Origin of the sequence: Amycolatopsis jejuensis (assembly GCF_000717335.1) — a bacterium.
Taxonomy (GTDB): Bacteria; Actinomycetota; Actinomycetes; order Mycobacteriales; family Pseudonocardiaceae; genus Amycolatopsis; species Amycolatopsis jejuensis.
The window spans coordinates 83,750-100,645 of the sequence record NZ_JNYZ01000011.1; the positions used below are offsets into that span (position 1 = coordinate 83,750).

Here is a 16,896-nt window from a genome sequence, read left to right on the forward strand (position 1 = left end):
CTGCCAGCTTAAGCGGGGGGTCTGACAATTCAGCTCATGCTCGTGCCGAACAGATCGTCCGCGGGCGACTTCGTCAGCTCGTAGAACAGCAAGGCGCCGGTCTCACGGAAGATGTAGCGCGCCTGGGTGGAGCGTTCCTGCACGACCGGCCCGCTGTGCGTCGGCGCGGCCCACGCGTCCAGCCCGAGGTCCTGGGCCATCGTCCGGGCGCGGTAGGAATGCCATGGGTCGCTCACGAGCACCACCGACCGCCAGCCGTGCGCCTTGACCTGGTCGGCGACCGCCCGGAGGCTGCGCAGGGTGTCGTTGCCCTCGCCGACCGGCAGCGTCGCCGCCTCGGGGACGCCGTGTTTGGTGAGCCAGCGCGCACCCGCCTGCGCCTCGGTGAAGTTGTCCGCCGCCTTCTTGCCCCCGGCGGTGACGATCGTCTTGGCGACCCCGCCGGCGTACAGCTGACGCGCTTTCTCCAGCCGCGCGGTGAAGATCTCCGACGGTTTCCCGTTGTACTGCGCGGCCCCCAGCACGACAATGGCGTCCGCCGGCGTGCGGTCGTTGTCCCGCGCGACCTGCCACACCCGGAACGCAGTCCCCGCAATCACCACGACGAGCACCAGAACCGCGCCGAACACGATCCGGCGCACCCAGTTCGCCGTCGACGGTCCCGTGCGCGCTTTCACGCCCGCCATCCTTACAGAGGTGGTGTTCGGACTTCGGGAGGCACCCCGCTCAGAGCCAGCCCCGTTCCTCCGACAACCGCACCGCCTCGGCCCGCGTACGCGCCCCGGTCTTGCCGATCGCGGACGACAGATGGTTGCGCACCGTCCCATCGGACAGGAAAAGCGCCTTGGCGATGTCCGCGACAGTGCGGCCGTCCTTGGCCGCACTGAGCACGTCCCGCTCCCGGCCGGTGAGCGGACTGGTGCCGGTGGCCAGCGATTCGGCCGCGAGCGCCGGGTCGACCACCCGCAGTCCACTGTGGACCCGCCGGACCGCCTCGACGAGCTGCTCCGGCGGCGCATCCTTGACCACGAACCCGGCGGCCCCCGCGGCCATCGCCCGCGCCAGGTATCCCGGACGGCCGAAGGTGGTGCAGATGATCACCCGGCAGGCCGGCAGCGCAGCCTTCAGCTCGGCGGCCGCGGTGAGGCCGTCGATCCCGGGCATTTGGACGTCGAGCAGCGCGAGATCAGGTCGCGACTGCCGGGCCGCGGCCACGACCTCGTCCCCACTGCCGACCTGGGCGACCACCTCGATGTCCGGCTCGAGGTCCAGCACCGTGGCCAGCGCGCCGCGCACCATGGCCTGATCGTCGGCGAGCAGTACCCGGATCACGCGCTTCCTCCCGCAGATTCGGCCGCTCCACTCGGGCCCGGCTCCGGGACCTCGGCCCGGACCACCCATCCTCCCCCGAGCCGCCGCCGGATCACGAGCGTGCCCCCGACAGCGGCGAGCCGCTCGGAAAGCCCCCGCAACCCGTTCCCGGGCACGACTTCCTGCCCGAGGCCGGTGGTGGCGCTGTCCTCGGTTGTCCCGTGTGGTGCCTCCTGCCCGGCAGCTTCGCTGTTGTGGGCCTGCTGGCTCACCCCATTCCGTACTTCTCGCCCGGCGACCCGTCCGCTGGCCGGCCCGCTCGCCCCATCCCGGTCCTCTCGCCCGGTAACCCGGCCGTCGCCGACCCTCTCGCCCACTCCTTCCCGGGCCTCTCGCCCAGCAACCCCGCCTTCCTCATCCCGGGCCTCCCGCCCCGCAACCCTGCCTTCCTCATCCCGGGCCTCCCGCCCAGCTCCGCCCTCCCCGCCCGGTTCCTCCCGCCCAGCACATCCGCCGTCACCGGCCCGCCCACGCACCCCGTCCCGGGCCTCTCGCCCGGCAACCCGGCCGCTGGCCAGCCCACTCACCACATCCCGGGCCTCCCGCCCAGCAACCCCGCCCTCCCCGGACCGCTCGCCCACTCCGCCCTGCGTTTCCTGCCCAACACCTCCGCCGTCCCTGCCTGACCTCTCCCATGCCTCTCGCCCGGCAACCCCGCCCTCCCCGGCCTGCTCGCCCACCCCGTCCTGCGTTTCCTCCCGAGCCACCCGGCGGTCACCGGCCTCGCCCACCCCACCCCGCACGTCCCGCCCGGCAACCCCACTCGCCAAGGCCTCCCGTCCAGCGCCGCCGTCGTCCTCCACCTCCAGCCAGTCACTCCCCAGCCGCACCCGCACCCGGTTCGCGCCCGAATGCCGCAGCACATTCGTGACCGCCTCGCGCAGCACGTAGCCGAACGTGCTCTGCAAGTCGGCGCGTACGTTGTCGGCCGCGTGTGGCAGTTCGGCGTCGATCTCGGCTGCGCGCAACGCCGCCCGCGCACCCGCGATCTCGGCAGGTAGCGAAACTTCCCGATATTCCGACACCGTAGCGCGCACGTCCGACAAAACCGTGCGCGTGAGCCCCTCGACCTCGCGGATCTCTTGCACCGCACGGGGAATGTCCCCGGAGCTCTCCAGCACCCGCCGCGCGACCCCGGCCTTCACGGTGATCGTGGTGAGGCTGTGCCCGAGCAGGTCGTGCAGATCGCGGGCGACGCGTTCGCGCTCGTTGGCCACCGCCAGCGCCGCGATCTCCCGGTTCGCCTGCTCGAGCCGGCGGATCGCCCGGACCAGGTTGGCCATGAAGAACATCGCGAGCGTGATCGACGCCACGCTGATCAGGTCACCCCAGCTGCCCGCGAGCCGCCCGTCGATCTGCAGCACCAGCGCGACCAGGACGAACGCCGACAGGTCCAGCATCGCCGCCCAGGCAGGCGGAAACAGGAACGCAAGGCAGGCCGTGGCGTAGAGCAGGACGTACGGGCTGGTGTCGACGACCAGCGTGCACAGCAGGCCCAGCGCCAGCATCACCACCCCGAACCGCAGCTTCACCTGCCGGGGCCTGCCGAACACCAACGGGAACACGATGTAGCACGCACCGTAGGTGTAGAGCACGAGCCCGAGCAGGACCCGCGCCCACAGCGGCCCGGTGTCGTGCACGAGGCCGCGGGTGGCCGGGATCAGGAAAGGCAGCAGGAACAAGACCGCGAAAATCGGCCAGCGGACCTTGTTCGGGCCGCCTTTCGGGTCCGGCGGCGGATCGTCCCACCAGGACTGCCTGCCGATGAGCGCGAACCGGAACCGGCCGATCCCGGTCGCGGCAGGATCCATGGGCCACACGCCGACCTACCCCTTCCCGTCCGGTCAGACCCGGGCGCTGTCCTTACGGTAACGCCTGATCACCAAGGTTCCGAGCACCACGGACCAGGCGCCGAGCACGGCCACCGCGGCCGGGAAGCCCACGAGCATCTCGCTCGTCACCGCGGGCCGGGCCAGCCCGATCACCCAGTAGGTCGGCATGAGCTGCGCGACGTCGTGCATCCACGACGGCATGCTCTCCACCGGAATCCACAGCCCGCCGAGGAAACCCATGCCCAGCATGACGATCATGCTGACCGGCTGCATCGACTCCGGTGTGCCGAACTGGCCGAGCACCAGCCCCAGCAGGACCAGCGGGATCGTGCCGAGCCAGATCCCCGCGACGATCCGCAGCCATGCCTCCGGGCCGAGGTGCACGCCCTGGGTGAGCGCCGCGAGCAGCGGGACCAGGATCAGTGCGGGCAGCCCGGCGAGCATTCCGGCCAGCGCCTTGCCGCCCAGGTAGGACATCCCGGACAGCGGTGTCAGCCGGAGCTGCCGCTGCCAGCCGCCTGCCCGTTCGACGGCGAGCCGCGTGCCGTTGGTCGTGGCCGCGGCGAACGTCCCGAACGCCATCATGTTGATCATCACCGCAGCCACCACCTGGACGTGGCCCGGGTCGCTTGCCTTGGTGAACACGTTGGCCTGCAACAAGAACATCAGGACCGGGAACGCGACGACGAAGATCAGGAACCGCGGCGAGCGCAGCAGCCGGCGGATTTCGGCGACCAGGTAGGCGGGGTTCATCGGACTGCTTCCGTTTCGTCTTCGGCGGTCAGGGAAAGGAAGGCGCCTTCGAGGCCGACGGCGCCGATTTCGATGTCGTGCACGGCAGGAGCGGCGCTGAGGAGGGCGCGGAGGGTGACGTCGGAGTCCGAACTGGACAGCGAAACCCGGTCGCCCCGCAGTTCGAAGGCGGTGACTGCAGGAAGAGCCGCGACCAGGCTGTCGGTGACTTCGGGCAGTACGGCACGAATGGTCCGTCCACCGGCGAGCGCGCGGACCTGCGCCACGGACCCGTCCGCGACGATCCGCCCGGCCCGCATCAGCACGACGCGGTCGGCGAATTCCTCCGCCTCCTCGAGGTAATGCGTCGCAAACAGCACCGTGCGGCCGGTGTCGGTGAAGGAATACATCGACTTCCAGAACTCGCGCCTGCTACCGACGTCCATCGCCGCGGTCGGCTCGTCGAGCACGAGCAGATCCGGGTCGGACACGAGGGCGACCGCAAACCGGACCCGCTGTTTCTGGCCGCCGGACAGCTTGTTCGCCCGCCGCTCGGCAATGTCCTCGATCCCGGCCCGGCGCAACGCATCCGGTACCGGCAGGGGCCGCCGGTGGAGCTTCGCGACGAGACCGACGGTTTCGCGCACGGTGAGGTCGTCGAGCAGCGTGCCGCCCTGCAGCATCGCCCCGATCATCCCGGCGCGCACCGCGTCGCCGGGCGCCCGGCCGAACACCGAAACGGTGCCGTCGTCCGGCTTCGTGAGCCCCAGCATCATGTCCACTGTGGTCGATTTGCCCGCCCCGTTGGGTCCGAGCAACGCCACGACTTCCCCCGGTGCGATGGTGAGGTCGACGCTCTCGACGGCCCGCACGTCGCCGTACCGCTTTGCCACGCCGCGCAGCCGGATCGCCGCTCCGTCCTGTGTGTTGTCCATGCTGAGCAGCGTGCCGGTGCGCGGTGGCCGAGACGCAGGCCGAGCGTCACGTCCTGACCGTGACAGGTGTCAGGGGTGCAGAACGGCCCTCCCCCGGATGTGGGAGAGGGCCGTTCGTCACGCGGTTTTCAGCAGCCGAGCAGGCGGCCCGCCAGGTACGACTCCACCTGGTCGATGCCGATGCGCTCCTGGCTCATGCTGTCGCGCTCGCGGACCGTGACGGCGTTGTCCTCGAGCGAGTCGAAGTCGACCGTGACGCAGTACGGCGTGCCGATCTCGTCCTGGCGGCGGTAGCGGCGGCCGATGGCCTGGGCGTCGTCGAAGTCGACGTTCCAGTGCTTGCGCAGCCGCGCGGCCAGGTCGCGGGCCTTGGGCGACAGGTCGGCGTTGCGTGACAGCGGCAGGACCGCGGCCTTGAACGGCGCCAGCCGCGGGTCGAGGTGCAGGACCGTGCGCTTGTCCGTGCCGCCCTTGGCGTTCGGCACCTCTTCCTCGTCGTACGCGTCGACCAGGAACGCCATCATCGAACGGCCGACGCCCGCGGCCGGCTCGATCACGAACGGACGGTAGCGCTGGCCCGAGGCCTGGTCGAAGAACGACAGGTCGACGCCCGAGTGGTTGGAGTGCGTGGTGAGGTCGAAGTCGGTGCGGTTGGCGATGCCCTCGAGCTCACCCCACTCCTGCCCGGCGTTGAACGCGAACCGGTACTCGATGTCGACGGTGCGCTTCGCGTAGTGCGACAGCTTTTCCTTCGGGTGCTCGAAGTGCCGCAGGTTTTCGCTCTTGATGCCGAGGTCGGTGTACCACTCGGTGCGCGCGTCGATCCAGTACTGGTGCCAGTGCTCGTCCTCGCCCGGCTCGACGAAGAACTCCATCTCCATCTGCTCGAACTCGCGCGTGCGGAAGATGAAGTTGCCCGGCGTGATCTCGTTGCGGAACGACTTGCCGATCTGGCCGATGCCGAACGGCGGCTTCTTGCGCGACGCGGTCTGCACGTTGAGGAAGTTCACGAAGATGCCCTGCGCCGTCTCCGGGCGGAGATAGTGCAGGCCCTCCTCGGTCTCGACCGGGCCGAGGTGGGTCTTCAGCATCATGTTGAAGTCGCGCGGCTCGGTGTACTTGCCGCGGGTGCCGCAGTTCGGGCACGGGACCTCGGACAGGTCGTCCTCGGTGGTGGCCTTGCCGGTGCGGGCCTCGAAGTCCTCGGCCAGCTGGTCGGCACGGAACCGCTTGTGGCACGACAGGCACTCGATCAGCGGGTCGGTGAACACGTTCACGTGCCCGGAGGCCACCCACACCTGCCGCGGCAGGATCACCGACGAGTCGATGCCGACCACGTCTTCACGGCCCTGCACGACGGTTTTCCACCACTGGCGCTTGATGTTGTCCTTCAGCTCGACGCCGAGCGGCCCGTAGTCCCACGCCGACCTGGTGCCTCCGTAGATCTCTCCCGAAGGGAAGACGAAGCCACGGCGCTTGCACAGACTGACGACGGTTTCGATGGTGTTGGCGGGCACTCCACGCTCCGGAAGCATGCGGGGACGGTTATCGGAAGGTCCAGCGTATCCGGCCGCCTCCGCGGGCCTCCGCCCAGGTCGCGGGTCACGAACGGGTGACCGGCGTCGCCGTCACCACCCGGTTGTCGTCGTAGCCCTCCTGACCGCCCACGTAGTCCCCGCCACAGGTCACGAGCACCAGCCGATGCGGCCCCTCGGGGGCGAAGAGCTTGGCGGACTCGGCGGCGAGGTCGGACTTGTGGATGGTGCGCACGTCGTCGACCCGGTACTCCCACGGTTTGCCCGACGTGTCGGTGACCGTGACGGTCTCCCCCGGTTTCATCCGCCAGAGCTGCTCGAACGGCCCGGTCTTGCCCTTCCAGTTGACGTGCCCGGACAGCAGCGTGACCCCCTGCTGCGCCCCCACGCCGGACCCCCACCAGGCCGCCTCGGCGAGACTCTTGGGAATCGGCAGAGCGCCGTCCTCGCCGACCTCCTCCGGGACGAGCGTCGCCTGCCCACCGGCGGGAAGCTTGACCGTGCCCGGGGTACTCCCGGGGTCGGTCTGATTGCTGTTTTGCCGATCTTGGCCGGTGCCGGTTTGCCCGGCCTGCTGACTGGTGTGCGCGTCGGCCGCCCCCGCGACAGCAGCGTCGTCCTTGCCGGTGAAGAAGATCAATATCGCGGCGACCACCGCCGCGATCACGGCAACCGCCACGACGATCAGCACCCCGCGGTTGCGCTTCGCCTGCTCCGGTGTCCCCTGCATCGTGCTCCCTGCGTCCGGTGAGTTCTCGAGGAGAGACATGCACCTGGGCGGGTGCGGGGTTGCATCGGAGTTCGGGCTGCGTTGGATTGGGCCGCGCGGGGGGTTGGGCGGCGGTTGGGCTGGGCCGCGCCGGGGGGTGGCAGCGGGGCGAGCTGAATCTGGGCGGGGGTGTGGGTTCGGCTGCGTGGGCTCGACCGCGTGGGCTCGACGGCAATCGGCACCGCACCAACGCCACCCGCACGAAGGGTCCCCTCGCAACGCACCACCCGCACGAAGGGTCCCCTCGCAACGCACCACCCGCACGAAGGGTCCCCTCGCGACACACCACCCGCACGAAGGGACCATTCGCAACTCCCCGCCCGCGAACGGACCACTCACAACCCACCACCCGCACGAACGGACCACTCGCGCCAAGCACCGTTCCCTCCGCGCGACTGGCTCACGCAACCGGCGCGACCCCGCCGCTCGCACGAGGGGACCTCTCGCGACCAACCATCCGGCAGCGCCACCCACACGAAGGAACCGCTCGCGATACGAGGGGACCACTCGCGATCGAGGTCACGCATTCGCGCGCAACGAGCCATTCGCGGACCGTCACCGGCCCCGGCATCCGCACGAAAGGTCCCTTCACAACCAACGCCGCCCCGGCCGCCGGGTGAGGGGGCCACTCGCGACCGGCTGGCCCACGCGGCCGCCACCGGGCCGGGACGACCAAGCCCCGGCAGTCGGTCAGTCCGGCCGGGAAACCAGGTCTGCGGTCACGATGCGGTTCTCGTCGTAGCCCTCGGTGCCGCCGACGTAGTCGCCGCCGCACGTCACCAGTACCAGGCGGTGCGGGCCGGTCTGCGCGAACCAGCCCGGGGCCTGTGCGGGGAGCTGCTCTTTCGGGATGGTCGTCGCGCCGGTGATGCGGTACAGCCAGCGGCCGCCGGATGCGTCGACGATGCTGACGTTGTCGCCGGTGCGCACGCGCCACAGGTCGTCGAACGGGCCCTTCGTGCCGGCCCAGTTCACGTGCCCGGACAGCACTGCCGCGCCCTGCGCCGCGCCCAGGCGGGCGCCCCACCAGGCGGCGTCGTCCAGGCCGCGCGGGATCGGCAGCACGCCTTCCTGGGTGACCTCCGTGCGCTTCAGCCGCGCTTCGGACCCGTCCGGCAGCCGCACGCTGCCGGGGCGTTGCTGGCCGACAGCCTGGCCGTCCGCGGGCAGTGCAGCGGGTGCGCCGTCCTCGCCCGGCAAGGAGCCGGGCGGGGGTTCGGCTGCGGCAGCCGGCACCGGCGCGGGAACCCAGGTCAGCACGATCACGCCCGCCGCAACCGCCAGGACGGCGATCACCGCCGACGCGATCGCCAGCGCGGTCCGCGGCACGGCCGGGACCTACTCGCCGCGCGTACGAGCCGCGCGGCTGCCCAGCACGATCTCGCCGCGCGAACGAACCGCGCGGCGGCGGCCCAGCACGATCGCGAGCGCGCCGAACACGAGCCCACCGCCCAGGAGTCCCAGGCCCAGCGGCACACGCAGGTCGTCGGCCGGTGCCGCGGCCGCTCCGAGGTAACCGGCCGGGACCTCGGTGGGCACCGACGGCTGTTGCACCGTGCCACCGGACCCGGTCCCGTTACCGGCCACCGGGACGAAGCTCTTCGGGATCGAGCAGCTGACCCCGCCGAGCACGATCGTGGTCTGCACGTCCTGGAGCTGCGTGTTCTTGGCGTCACGCGCGTGGGTGGTGAGCTGGACCCGCCAGCCGGCCTGGGTGGTGACGTCGCCGGAGCGCCAGCCGTCCTGCTTGATCAGCTGGTCGAAGCCGGTGACGCGGGAGAGGACGAGGTCCGTGCGGGTCGTCCCGTGGTCCGCCTGCGGCACGGCGCCGGGGGCACCCATCTTGAGGTTGGTGACGCTGAGTGACCCGCTCGCCGGCATCGCGACCTGGCGCAGCTGGTCGTCCTCGCCCCGCACCCAGACGCGCGCGACGGAGCTGGTGCCGGTGATCTTGCCGGGCCCTTCGCAGGCGACCGCAGAGCGCGCGCCTTCGAGGACGAGCATGGTGTTCTCGACCGGCTGGTCCTCGCCGCGGGCGTTGTCGCGCAGCGCGTAGTTCGTCTCGGCGACCGCGGTGGGCACGTCGTTGGGCTGCAATGCGGCGATGACCTGGTGGTCCCGGCTGGCGATGCCCTGCGGGTACGGGCTCACCCTGGCGTTGTCGTACTTGCCGAGGTCGATCTCGTAGTTGCCCCCGAAAGTGGCCCGCTCGCTGTCGTTCTTGGGTACGGCGACGCGATCGGTGCCGAGCTGCGACTGTCCAGGGCTGAGCGGGGACCGCTGGGTCTCGGTGATGAGCGCACCACCGTGCTGCGGGTCGCCGCCGAGCCGGACCGAGGCGACGTTGGCGAACGACACGGGACCGGTTTTCTCGTCCACGGCCTGGGAAGTCTGCGCCGCCGCGGCGGGAGCGAGCACCGGCAGTGCCACCAGTGCCGCCACCGCGGCCTTCGTCACGAAACGAGTCATGTCTCCCCACTGCCCTCCGGCACACCTCAGGCGAATCCGCCACCCTTGCGAGACGCGGCGAAACGCCCCCGCGACAACCTTGCACCGTCCGCTACGACTTGCGAAGCCGACAAGCCAAATCTTCACGAACTCACCCGATCGGGTCAATCCGGAATCCGGGTCGCCGCCGCCCCGGTGATCGCCGCCCCCGGCACCGGGAACACTACGATGGCGGTGACGGTTATCGGCAATGACATCCGCCTTCGGAAACGGCGTCCGCCCGGACGCCGGACCTGCGGCTGCACGACGTGCGGCACGCCGGGGGTGCCGAGGCAGGACGGCGGGACGCGAGTGGAGGCAGCGATGGCATCGGCAACCTCGAGCGCCCTGTCGGCAGGAACGGATCCCACGGACGCAACGTCGGCCGGATCGCCGGGCAGTGCTTCACCCACCGTGGGCCCGGCATCCAAGGGTCCGGCATCGACGACCGCAGCTCCGGCCGCACGCACCACCGGCCCGGGCGCCGCGGACAGCGCCGACGCCTCCGCGCAGGCCAGTGCCGCCGAGGGCCATGGCCATAGCGAACGGTCGGCGCTTCCTCCGGATCCGCCGCATCCGGCCGGTTCGGCCAGCCCCGGCTCCCCCAGCGCGGCTGGCACGCCCGACAACGCCGGCACGCCCGACAACGCTGGCATGCCCGGCGACGCTGGCATGCCCGGCGACGCTGGCATGCCCGGCGACGCTGGCATGCCCGGCGACGCTGGCATGCCCGGCGACGCTGGGATCGCTATCGTGCTCCAGTTGCGGGAGGCGGACCGGTGCGTGCACGAGCTCGTGGATGCGCTCGACGTCGCCCAGCCGTTGATCAGCCAGCACCTCCGTGTCCTCAAGACCGCGGGCGTGGTGCAGGGTGAGCGGCGTGGCCGCGAGGTCGTCTACCGGCTGGTGGACGATCACCTGGCGCACATCGTCGTCGATGCGGTCACTCACGTGCAGGAAGGGAAGTGACGATGTCCCCGGTCTCCAAACCGGCTCCGGTGCCCGGCCGGCGTTCGACGAAGCAGCGGGCGGCGGTGGTGGACCTGCTGAACGCCGTCGACGACTTCCGCTCCGCCCAGGAGCTGCACGACGAACTGCGCAAGCGCGGCGACGGCATCGGCCTGACGACCGTGTACCGGACACTGCAGTCGCTCTCCGAGGCCGGCGAGATCGACGTCCTGCGCACCGACTCCGGCGAGGCCATCTATCGCCGTTGTTCGTCACACCATCACCACCACCTCGTGTGCCGGGTGTGCGGCCGAACCGTGGAGGTGGAGGGTCCGGCGGTGGAGCGCTGGGCGGAAAAGATCGCGACGGACCACGGGTTCACCGACATCAGCCACACCGTGGAGATCACCGGTACCTGCGCCGAGCACGCGAGCTGACGTCGTCGGCGGTCCCCGCTCCGGAAAGGTCGCGCGTGGGCTCCTCCTCTCAGTACTCATAGGGATCCTTGGGTGCACTGATGCGCTCGACGGTCGCCGGGACGAGGTCGGGCGTGTAGCTGTTCGCCTCGGTCGCGGTGCCCGGGACGACCTGCCCGGTGACGCGCAGCCACGTATCGCTCGGGAACCGGTCCGCGCCCTGTTTGAGATGGACTGTGACCGGTGCCGCGTCGGCCGCGCAGCAGCTGATCACCAGGCGTGCCAACAGGGTTTGGCCTCCCGCGTGGACGACGAAGCCGGAGAGCTCGACGGTGCGCCCGTTCAATGTGCCGTTGGCATCCCAGCCGGCGCGCGTGACGACCTCGTTCATCGCCATCGGAACCACCGCCCCGGCGGGAAGCGGCGGGAACGCTGCCGCCGACGTGGTGGCGGCGCTCGCGGGCAGCCGCGCCTCGGTGCGGGTGACGGAATCCGCGCCGAGGGCGGGCGGCGCCACGAGGAAGACCGCGAGCACGGGGACGACGAGCAGCCACGCCGAGCGGGCCGGGTGGTGGTGGCCGTGTGTGTCGGTGGCTGGGTGCGTCACGTCGGTGGATAAGCGGGTCACGCTGCTGGCTGGGTGGGTCACGTCGGCGGACAGGTGCGTAACGTTGGTGGGTGAGTGGGTCTCGCCGGGTGGATGCGGGGTCGGGTCGGCAGGTGGGGGCTGTTGCAGCGGGTGCGCGCGGGGATGCTGGTCGGCGGCTGGATTTCCGGTGGGGGCATAGGTTTCCGCTGACTTGGCGGCGCTGCGTGCGGCGAGCAGGTCGCGGATGACGGCGGCTGCGCCCAGCAGGATCATGACTGCGCCACCCGCGATGATCCATGGTTGCTGGGCCGGTTTGACGTAGCGCAGGTAGTCGCCGTTGAGCGCGATCTTCACGAGGGCTCCGCCGAGCAGGATGAGGAGGACGTTCTGCGTTTCGCGTCTCATCGCACACCACCGAGGAACACCACGCCTGCGACGGTGCCGCAAGCGATCGCGACCACAAAGGTGACGGGAGCGAACCGTGCTGCGAACGAGCGGCCGAAAGTGCCTGCTTGCAAGGCGAACAGCTTGACGTCGATGGCAGGGCCGACCACCAGGAACACCAGTTTCGGCAGCAATGGCACCGCAGTGAGAGACGCGGCGACGAACGCGTCCGCTTCGCTGCAGAGGGCCAGCACCACGGCCAGCGTCGCCATCACCACGATGCCGACGATGACCTGTCCCGCCAATACTTCGAACCACTGTGCGGGCACGAGGACGTTGAGCGAAGCGGAAATCAGCGCGCCGAGGACGAGAAACCCGCCGGCTTCAACGAGATCGGTGCGGGCGGTTTCGGCGAAGACACGCCATCGCTGTCCTGGCGCGACATCAGGCAGCCGGCGCAGCGCGCGTTCGGTGATCCACGACAGTTTGCCCCAGCGCGCCCAGATCCAGCCCATCGCCATGGCCGTGGCGAGTGAGCCGGCGAACCGGGCGAACACCATTTCCGGGCGTCCGGGGAAGGCGACTGCCGTGGCCACGAGGACGACCGGGTTCACCGCAGGTGCGGCGAGGAGGAAGGTGAGCGCTGCGGCAGGCGCGACGCCCTGGCCGATCAGCCGCCGTGCCACCGGGACCGACGCACATTCGCAGCCGGGCAACGCCACTCCGGCGAGCCCCGCGACCCCGACCGCCGCCAACGCCCGCCGGGGCAGCACCCGTTCCAGCGCGCGGGCGGGCACGAAGGCCGCGATCGCACCGCTGATCAGCACGCCGAGTACGAGGAACGGCAGCGCTTGCACGCATACCGCGACGAACACGGTCGAGCCGGTGCGGAGAGCGGGCACGTCGAAGAGGTCCTGGAGCCGGCTTTGCGCGAGGATCGCGACGAGCAGCACGGCACACAGGATCTCGATCGAGCTGATCCGGAACCGCCGTGTGCGCGGCCGCTCCTGGGTGGCGTTGTTGGAAAGGGTTTCCACGAAGGCGATGATGCCAGCAGGGTCCGACAAAACCCCAGCCGCGGGTGGAGTGAGGGGACCCCTCGCGCCGGATTCACGCGGATGTCACCCGATCGGGAGGGAGGAAACGGCGGATTTCGGGCGAGTGCAGGGGGCGGGAGGGCGACGAGGCGCGGCTAGGGGGTTCGAGGGTGAAAGGTTGGTGGGGGCCGGAGGCCTGGAGGGCGAACACGGCAGGACCAAGGCTGGCGGCGGTGCGACTGAGCTGATCGCGGGGAAGCGGGGCGGAACGGAGCCCCGCGGAGCGGAGCAGGGCCGAGCGAGCAGAACCAGGCGGGACAGGTCCGGCGGGCCGGGCTGGCCCGCCGGGACAGGGCCTGGCGGGACAGGGGCCAGCGGAACGGGGTGCAAAGCGACGCGAGCGAAGCCGACGACAAATGGGGAACGGCGAGGCCTTGCCGAAGGAGCCCGGAGCGACACCAAACCCCCGTCAGGCGTCCACCCCGGGAAGTTCCGTCCGCAGTTGCGAAGCCGTTGACACCACCAGCATCAGCAACGTTCCCAGCGGTGACGGGTCCATTCCTTCCGCCGGGAATGCATAGCGCAGCGTCACATCCACCCCCCGGTCCGTGTGACCCACGCCCAGCGTGCCGAACAGGCCCTGTCCTGCCCGCTCGGCCACTGCGACGGCCAGTGCGGGGTCATCGGGGAGGTCCCAGGCCACCACGCAGGTCAGGCTGAGCACCGTGAGCCCGTCGGCAAGGCGGGTGGCCTGGATGACGCACGGGACGTCCGCGTGGGAGAACGTGATTGCGCCGTCGTCGTCGACGTGGACTTCCAGGTATCGCTCCAGCGCTTCCCGTGCGGCGGTCAGCAGGGCGCCGGTTTCGGCGGCTTCCGTTGTGCTCATGCCGGGCCTCCTGCTTGGTCCACTGCGGCGCCGAAACGGCGGTCTCGTTTGGCGAACTCCAGGCATGCGCGCCACAGATGAGTGCGGTCGAAGTCCGGGAACAGTGTGTCCTGGTACACCATTTCCGCGTACGCCGATTGCCACACCAGGAAGTTCGACGTGCGCTGCTCCCCCGATGGGCGCAGGAACAGGTCCACGTCAGGCATTTCCGGCTGGTACAGGTACTTCCCGATGGTGCGCTCGTCGATCTTGTCCGGGTTGATCTTGCCCGCTGCCACGTCCTGGCCGATGCGGCGCATGGCGTCGCCCAGTTCGGCGCGGCCGCCGTAGTTCACGCACATCGTCATGTTGAGCTTGGTGTTGTTCTTCGTCTTCTCTTCGGCGACCTGCAGTTCCTTGATCACGCTCGCCCACAGCTTCGGCCGCCGTCCCGCCCAGCGGATGCGGACGCCGATCGAGCCGAGGTAGTCGACCTGGCGGCGGATGGTGTCGCGGTTGAAGCCCATCAGGAACCGCACTTCTTCCGGGCTGCGCTTCCAGTTCTCCGTCGAGAACGCGTACACCGAAAGCCACTTCACGCCGAGCTCGACCGCGCCGCTCGCGACGTCGATCATCACCGCCTCGCCGCGTTTGTGGCCCTCGATCCGGGGCAGGCCGCGCTGGTTGGCCCAGCGGCCGTTGCCGTCCATGACGAGGGCGACGTGCTTCGGCACCAGGTCCGCGGGGATTTCCGGCGGTTTCGCCCCGGACGGATGCGGATCCGGCGCCCGCAGCTCGTACCCCGGCGACGCGGTCGCCCGTCCCCTGCGCAGCACTTCGCGGCCTCCCGAACGAGTGGACTTCCTACCCGGCCGACCCTACTGGGCCCGGCCCGGCGGTCTCCCGAGCCCGCCGCTCCACGAGCGGCAGCGACCGCAGCTGCCGTTCCAGATGCCACTGCAGATGCGCCGCGACCAGGCCGGATGCGTCCCGGCGGGTGATCCCCGGCGCGGCCTCGGCGACCGGCCACTCCCCGTGCAGCAACGCGTCCAGCAGGGTGAGCACCTCGGGCGCGGGATGCACCGACCCGGCGATCCGGCAGTCCGGGCACATCGAACCGCCCGCGGCGACGTTGAACGCGGCGTGCGGACCCGGCAGGCCGCACCGGGCGCATTCGGTGATCGCGGGCGCCCAGCCGGCGTACGCCATCGCGCGCAGGAAGAACGCGTCGAGCACCAGTGACGCGTCCCGCTCCCCCGCGGCCAGCGCGCGCAATGCGCCCACGACCAGCAGGTACAGCTTCAGTACCGGCTCACCCTCTTCGGCCGACAGCCGGTCGGCCGTCTCCGCGATGGCGCTCGCCGCGGTGTAGCGCTGGTAGTCGGCGACCAGCGGCAGCGCGAACGCGTCCACGGTCTCGACCTGGGTGATCACGTCCAGTGAACGCCCGGGGTAGAACTGCACGTCCACGTGCCCGAACGGCTCCAGCCGCGCCCCGAACCGCGACGACGTGCGCCGGACGCCCTTCGCCACGGCGCGGACCTTGCCGTGCCGCCGCGTGATCAGCGTGACGATCCGGTCGGCCTCGCCGAGCTTGTGCGTGCGCAGCACCACCCCGGTGTCGCGGTAGAGGTTCACCACCCCGACATCGTCCCACTTCGCAGGCGATGCCGGGGCGGGACACCCTGGTTCAGCAGTAATACCCGGTGCAGTACCGGTGCACCTCGGCCGCGGCGGTCAGCCCGATGATCAGGAACACGATGCCGAGCACCCATGCGACGGCACCGATGACGGTCGCGACGAGGCACAGCGTCTTCGTGGTGTCCGAGGCCTGCTGGGCCATCGCGTAGTTGCCCTGCATCTTGTACGTCTGGACTTCGTTCGACTTCATGATCGCGAAGATCGCGATGATCCACATCAGGAAGATGCAGCCGATCGCCCAGCCCTTGTAGTCCTTGATGGCGTTGGGGTCTCCGCCGGGCATCCCGTAGCCGGGCTGGCCGTACGGCTGCCCGTAAGGCTGGCCATACGGAGGCATCCCGCTGTAAGACTGCTGCGCGTACGGCTGCTGCCCGTAAGGCTGCTGGGGCTGTCCGTAGGGATTGGTCACGGTGGGTTCCCCCGAGTTTCTCGTACCGACAGTGATCGCGCGGGAGCGTACCCCGTCACGGAAAACGCGGCGAACTCAGACGAACAAGCCGGAAAACGGGGCGAACGGCAGGTTGCGTACCACGAACCACAGCGAGAACACCACGGCCACCACGTGCGGCGTCCAGCGCCACTGCAGCCACGTCCGGATCGGGTGACCCCGCACGCGACCCAGCGTCCACGCCACCCCGCTCCACGCGAACAGCCCGACGAACACCAGCGCGACGGCGTTGTAGTGCAGTGCCGCGGGAAAATCGCCGTGCAGCAAGCTGTATGCCATCCGGAGGCCGCCGCAGCCGGGGCAGTCGATGCCGAAGAGCAGCTTGGTGGGACACACCGGAAGCGGGCCGCCGGGCGTCGTCGGATCACCCAGCCACACCGCCACGCACGCGACGCCGAGCCCACCGACTACCGCGGCCGGAGCGGCGAGCGCACGGGCGACCCCGGGTGCTCCAGGGTGGCTCAATGCACCCACCAGATCGCCCGTCCCGCGACGAGCAGCACGATCAGCACCACCAGCAGGTACACCCCGATCAGGATGGCGATGCTGAGCGCAGACCACATCGCCCACTTGCGGGCCTCGTCCGCGGCCTGGTGCGCTTCCGCCGCGAAACCCTGGTACCACAGGGTGTTCACCTGGCTCGCCTTCACGATTGCGACGATGCCCAGCGGCAGGCAGCAGAAGACGGTGGCGAGGATCGCCCACACCAGGTTGCTGTCCGGCGGCGGGTAGTACCCGTACGGGCGGGGCGGGTACGGACCATAGGGCCCAGGCGGCGGGTACGGGCCGGTCATGCGGTTCCCCTCGGCGATCGGCGGCGGTCCGGGAAGACGCTACCCGGCAA

Annotated in this window: 19 protein-coding genes and 1 pseudogene; 2 read left to right on the forward strand and 18 right to left on the reverse strand. The window is 70.4% G+C overall.

All coding sequences use genetic code 11. The features are described 5' to 3' along the window. Positions 1–29 precede the first annotated feature (29 nt). The 10 genes and pseudogenes from OO71_RS15580 to OO71_RS15625 all read right to left on the reverse strand — a co-directional run bounded on the left by OO71_RS15580 (position 30) and on the right by OO71_RS15625 (position 10,317). A complete protein-coding gene (locus OO71_RS15580; RefSeq protein ID WP_033290489.1) occupies positions 30–686 on the reverse strand; it encodes a YdcF family protein in 657 nt (218 codons plus the stop codon). A gap of 40 nt (positions 687–726) precedes the next feature. After that, positions 727–1,332, reverse strand: coding sequence for a response regulator transcription factor (locus tag OO71_RS15585; protein ID WP_033290490.1), 606 nt, complete (start codon positions 1,330–1,332; stop codon positions 727–729). Between the two features lie 788 nt (positions 1,333–2,120). Next, positions 2,121–3,182 (reverse strand): annotated as a pseudogene (locus OO71_RS50115) (sensor histidine kinase); the annotation flags it as partial. A 33-nt stretch (positions 3,183–3,215) separates the two neighbouring features. Beyond that, entirely contained in the window at positions 3,216–3,956 is a 741-nt protein-coding gene (locus OO71_RS15595) for an ABC transporter permease (protein WP_033290491.1), read from the reverse strand. Continuing rightward, complete coding sequence (locus OO71_RS15600) at positions 3,953–4,870, reverse strand: ABC transporter ATP-binding protein (RefSeq protein ID WP_033290492.1); 918 nt, start codon at positions 4,868–4,870, stop codon at positions 3,953–3,955. The genes OO71_RS15595 and OO71_RS15600 overlap by 4 nt, the downstream gene beginning before the upstream one ends. 128 nt (positions 4,871–4,998) lie before the next feature. After that, on the reverse strand, positions 4,999–6,387 hold the full coding sequence (locus OO71_RS15605; protein ID WP_033290493.1) for a glycine--tRNA ligase: 1,389 nt from the start codon (positions 6,385–6,387) through the stop codon (positions 4,999–5,001). A gap of 85 nt (positions 6,388–6,472) precedes the next feature. Then, the gene (locus OO71_RS15610; protein ID WP_033290494.1) at positions 6,473–7,135 is read right to left on the reverse strand and encodes a class F sortase; all 663 of its coding nucleotides are present in this window, start codon (positions 7,133–7,135) and stop codon (positions 6,473–6,475) included. Between the two features lie 729 nt (positions 7,136–7,864). Next, complete coding sequence (locus tag OO71_RS15615; protein ID WP_033290495.1) at positions 7,865–8,503, reverse strand: class F sortase; 639 nt, start codon at positions 8,501–8,503, stop codon at positions 7,865–7,867. Between the two features lie 9 nt (positions 8,504–8,512). Further along, positions 8,513–9,643 (reverse strand): hypothetical protein, encoded by a 1,131-nt coding sequence (locus OO71_RS15620; protein WP_051791598.1) that lies wholly within the window; start codon positions 9,641–9,643, stop codon positions 8,513–8,515. A 143-nt stretch (positions 9,644–9,786) separates the two neighbouring features. Further along, positions 9,787–10,317 carry a hypothetical protein gene (locus tag OO71_RS15625; RefSeq protein ID WP_156096320.1) on the reverse strand — a complete coding sequence of 177 codons (531 nt, stop codon included), beginning with the start codon at positions 10,315–10,317 and terminating at the stop codon, positions 9,787–9,789. Between the two features lie 34 nt (positions 10,318–10,351). Here OO71_RS15625 and OO71_RS15630 point away from each other — a divergent pair, with 34 nt between their 5' ends. After that, the gene (locus OO71_RS15630; protein ID WP_425388683.1) at positions 10,352–10,630 is read left to right on the forward strand and encodes an ArsR/SmtB family transcription factor; all 279 of its coding nucleotides are present in this window, start codon (positions 10,352–10,354) and stop codon (positions 10,628–10,630) included. A gap of 2 nt (positions 10,631–10,632) precedes the next feature. Next, on the forward strand, positions 10,633–11,046 hold the full coding sequence (locus OO71_RS15635) for a Fur family transcriptional regulator (RefSeq protein ID WP_033290497.1): 414 nt from the start codon (positions 10,633–10,635) through the stop codon (positions 11,044–11,046). Positions 11,047–11,095: 49 nt separating this feature from the next. Here the strand turns inward: OO71_RS15635 and OO71_RS15640 are convergent, their stop codons facing one another. The 8 genes from OO71_RS15640 to OO71_RS15675 form a co-directional block, all read right to left on the reverse strand. Next, positions 11,096–12,019: a TIGR03943 family putative permease subunit gene (locus OO71_RS15640; RefSeq protein ID WP_033290498.1), complete on the reverse strand. Its 924-nt coding sequence runs from the start codon at positions 12,017–12,019 to the stop codon at positions 11,096–11,098. Further along, on the reverse strand, positions 12,016–13,035 hold the full coding sequence (locus tag OO71_RS15645; RefSeq protein WP_033290808.1) for a permease: 1,020 nt from the start codon (positions 13,033–13,035) through the stop codon (positions 12,016–12,018). Before OO71_RS15645 ends, OO71_RS15640 begins: the two co-directional genes overlap by 4 nt. A gap of 469 nt (positions 13,036–13,504) precedes the next feature. Beyond that, positions 13,505–13,924 (reverse strand): YbjN domain-containing protein, encoded by a 420-nt coding sequence (locus tag OO71_RS15650; protein ID WP_033290499.1) that lies wholly within the window; start codon positions 13,922–13,924, stop codon positions 13,505–13,507. After that, the gene (locus tag OO71_RS15655; protein ID WP_033290500.1) at positions 13,921–14,739 is read right to left on the reverse strand and encodes an isoprenyl transferase; all 819 of its coding nucleotides are present in this window, start codon (positions 14,737–14,739) and stop codon (positions 13,921–13,923) included. Before OO71_RS15655 ends, OO71_RS15650 begins: the two co-directional genes overlap by 4 nt. Positions 14,740–14,767: 28 nt before the next feature. Then, positions 14,768–15,544 carry a DNA repair protein RecO gene (recO, locus tag OO71_RS15660; RefSeq protein WP_033290501.1) on the reverse strand — a complete coding sequence of 259 codons (777 nt, stop codon included), beginning with the start codon at positions 15,542–15,544 and terminating at the stop codon, positions 14,768–14,770. A 49-nt stretch (positions 15,545–15,593) separates the two neighbouring features. After that, on the reverse strand, positions 15,594–16,013 hold the full coding sequence (locus OO71_RS15665; protein ID WP_033290502.1) for a CD225/dispanin family protein: 420 nt from the start codon (positions 16,011–16,013) through the stop codon (positions 15,594–15,596). A 75-nt stretch (positions 16,014–16,088) separates the two neighbouring features. Continuing rightward, on the reverse strand, positions 16,089–16,517 hold the full coding sequence (locus OO71_RS15670; RefSeq protein WP_033290809.1) for a DUF2752 domain-containing protein: 429 nt from the start codon (positions 16,515–16,517) through the stop codon (positions 16,089–16,091). After that, positions 16,514–16,846, reverse strand: a complete 333-nt coding sequence (locus OO71_RS15675) for a CD225/dispanin family protein (protein ID WP_033290503.1) — start codon at positions 16,844–16,846, stop codon at positions 16,514–16,516. Before OO71_RS15675 ends, OO71_RS15670 begins: the two co-directional genes overlap by 4 nt. Positions 16,847–16,896 lie beyond the last annotated feature (50 nt).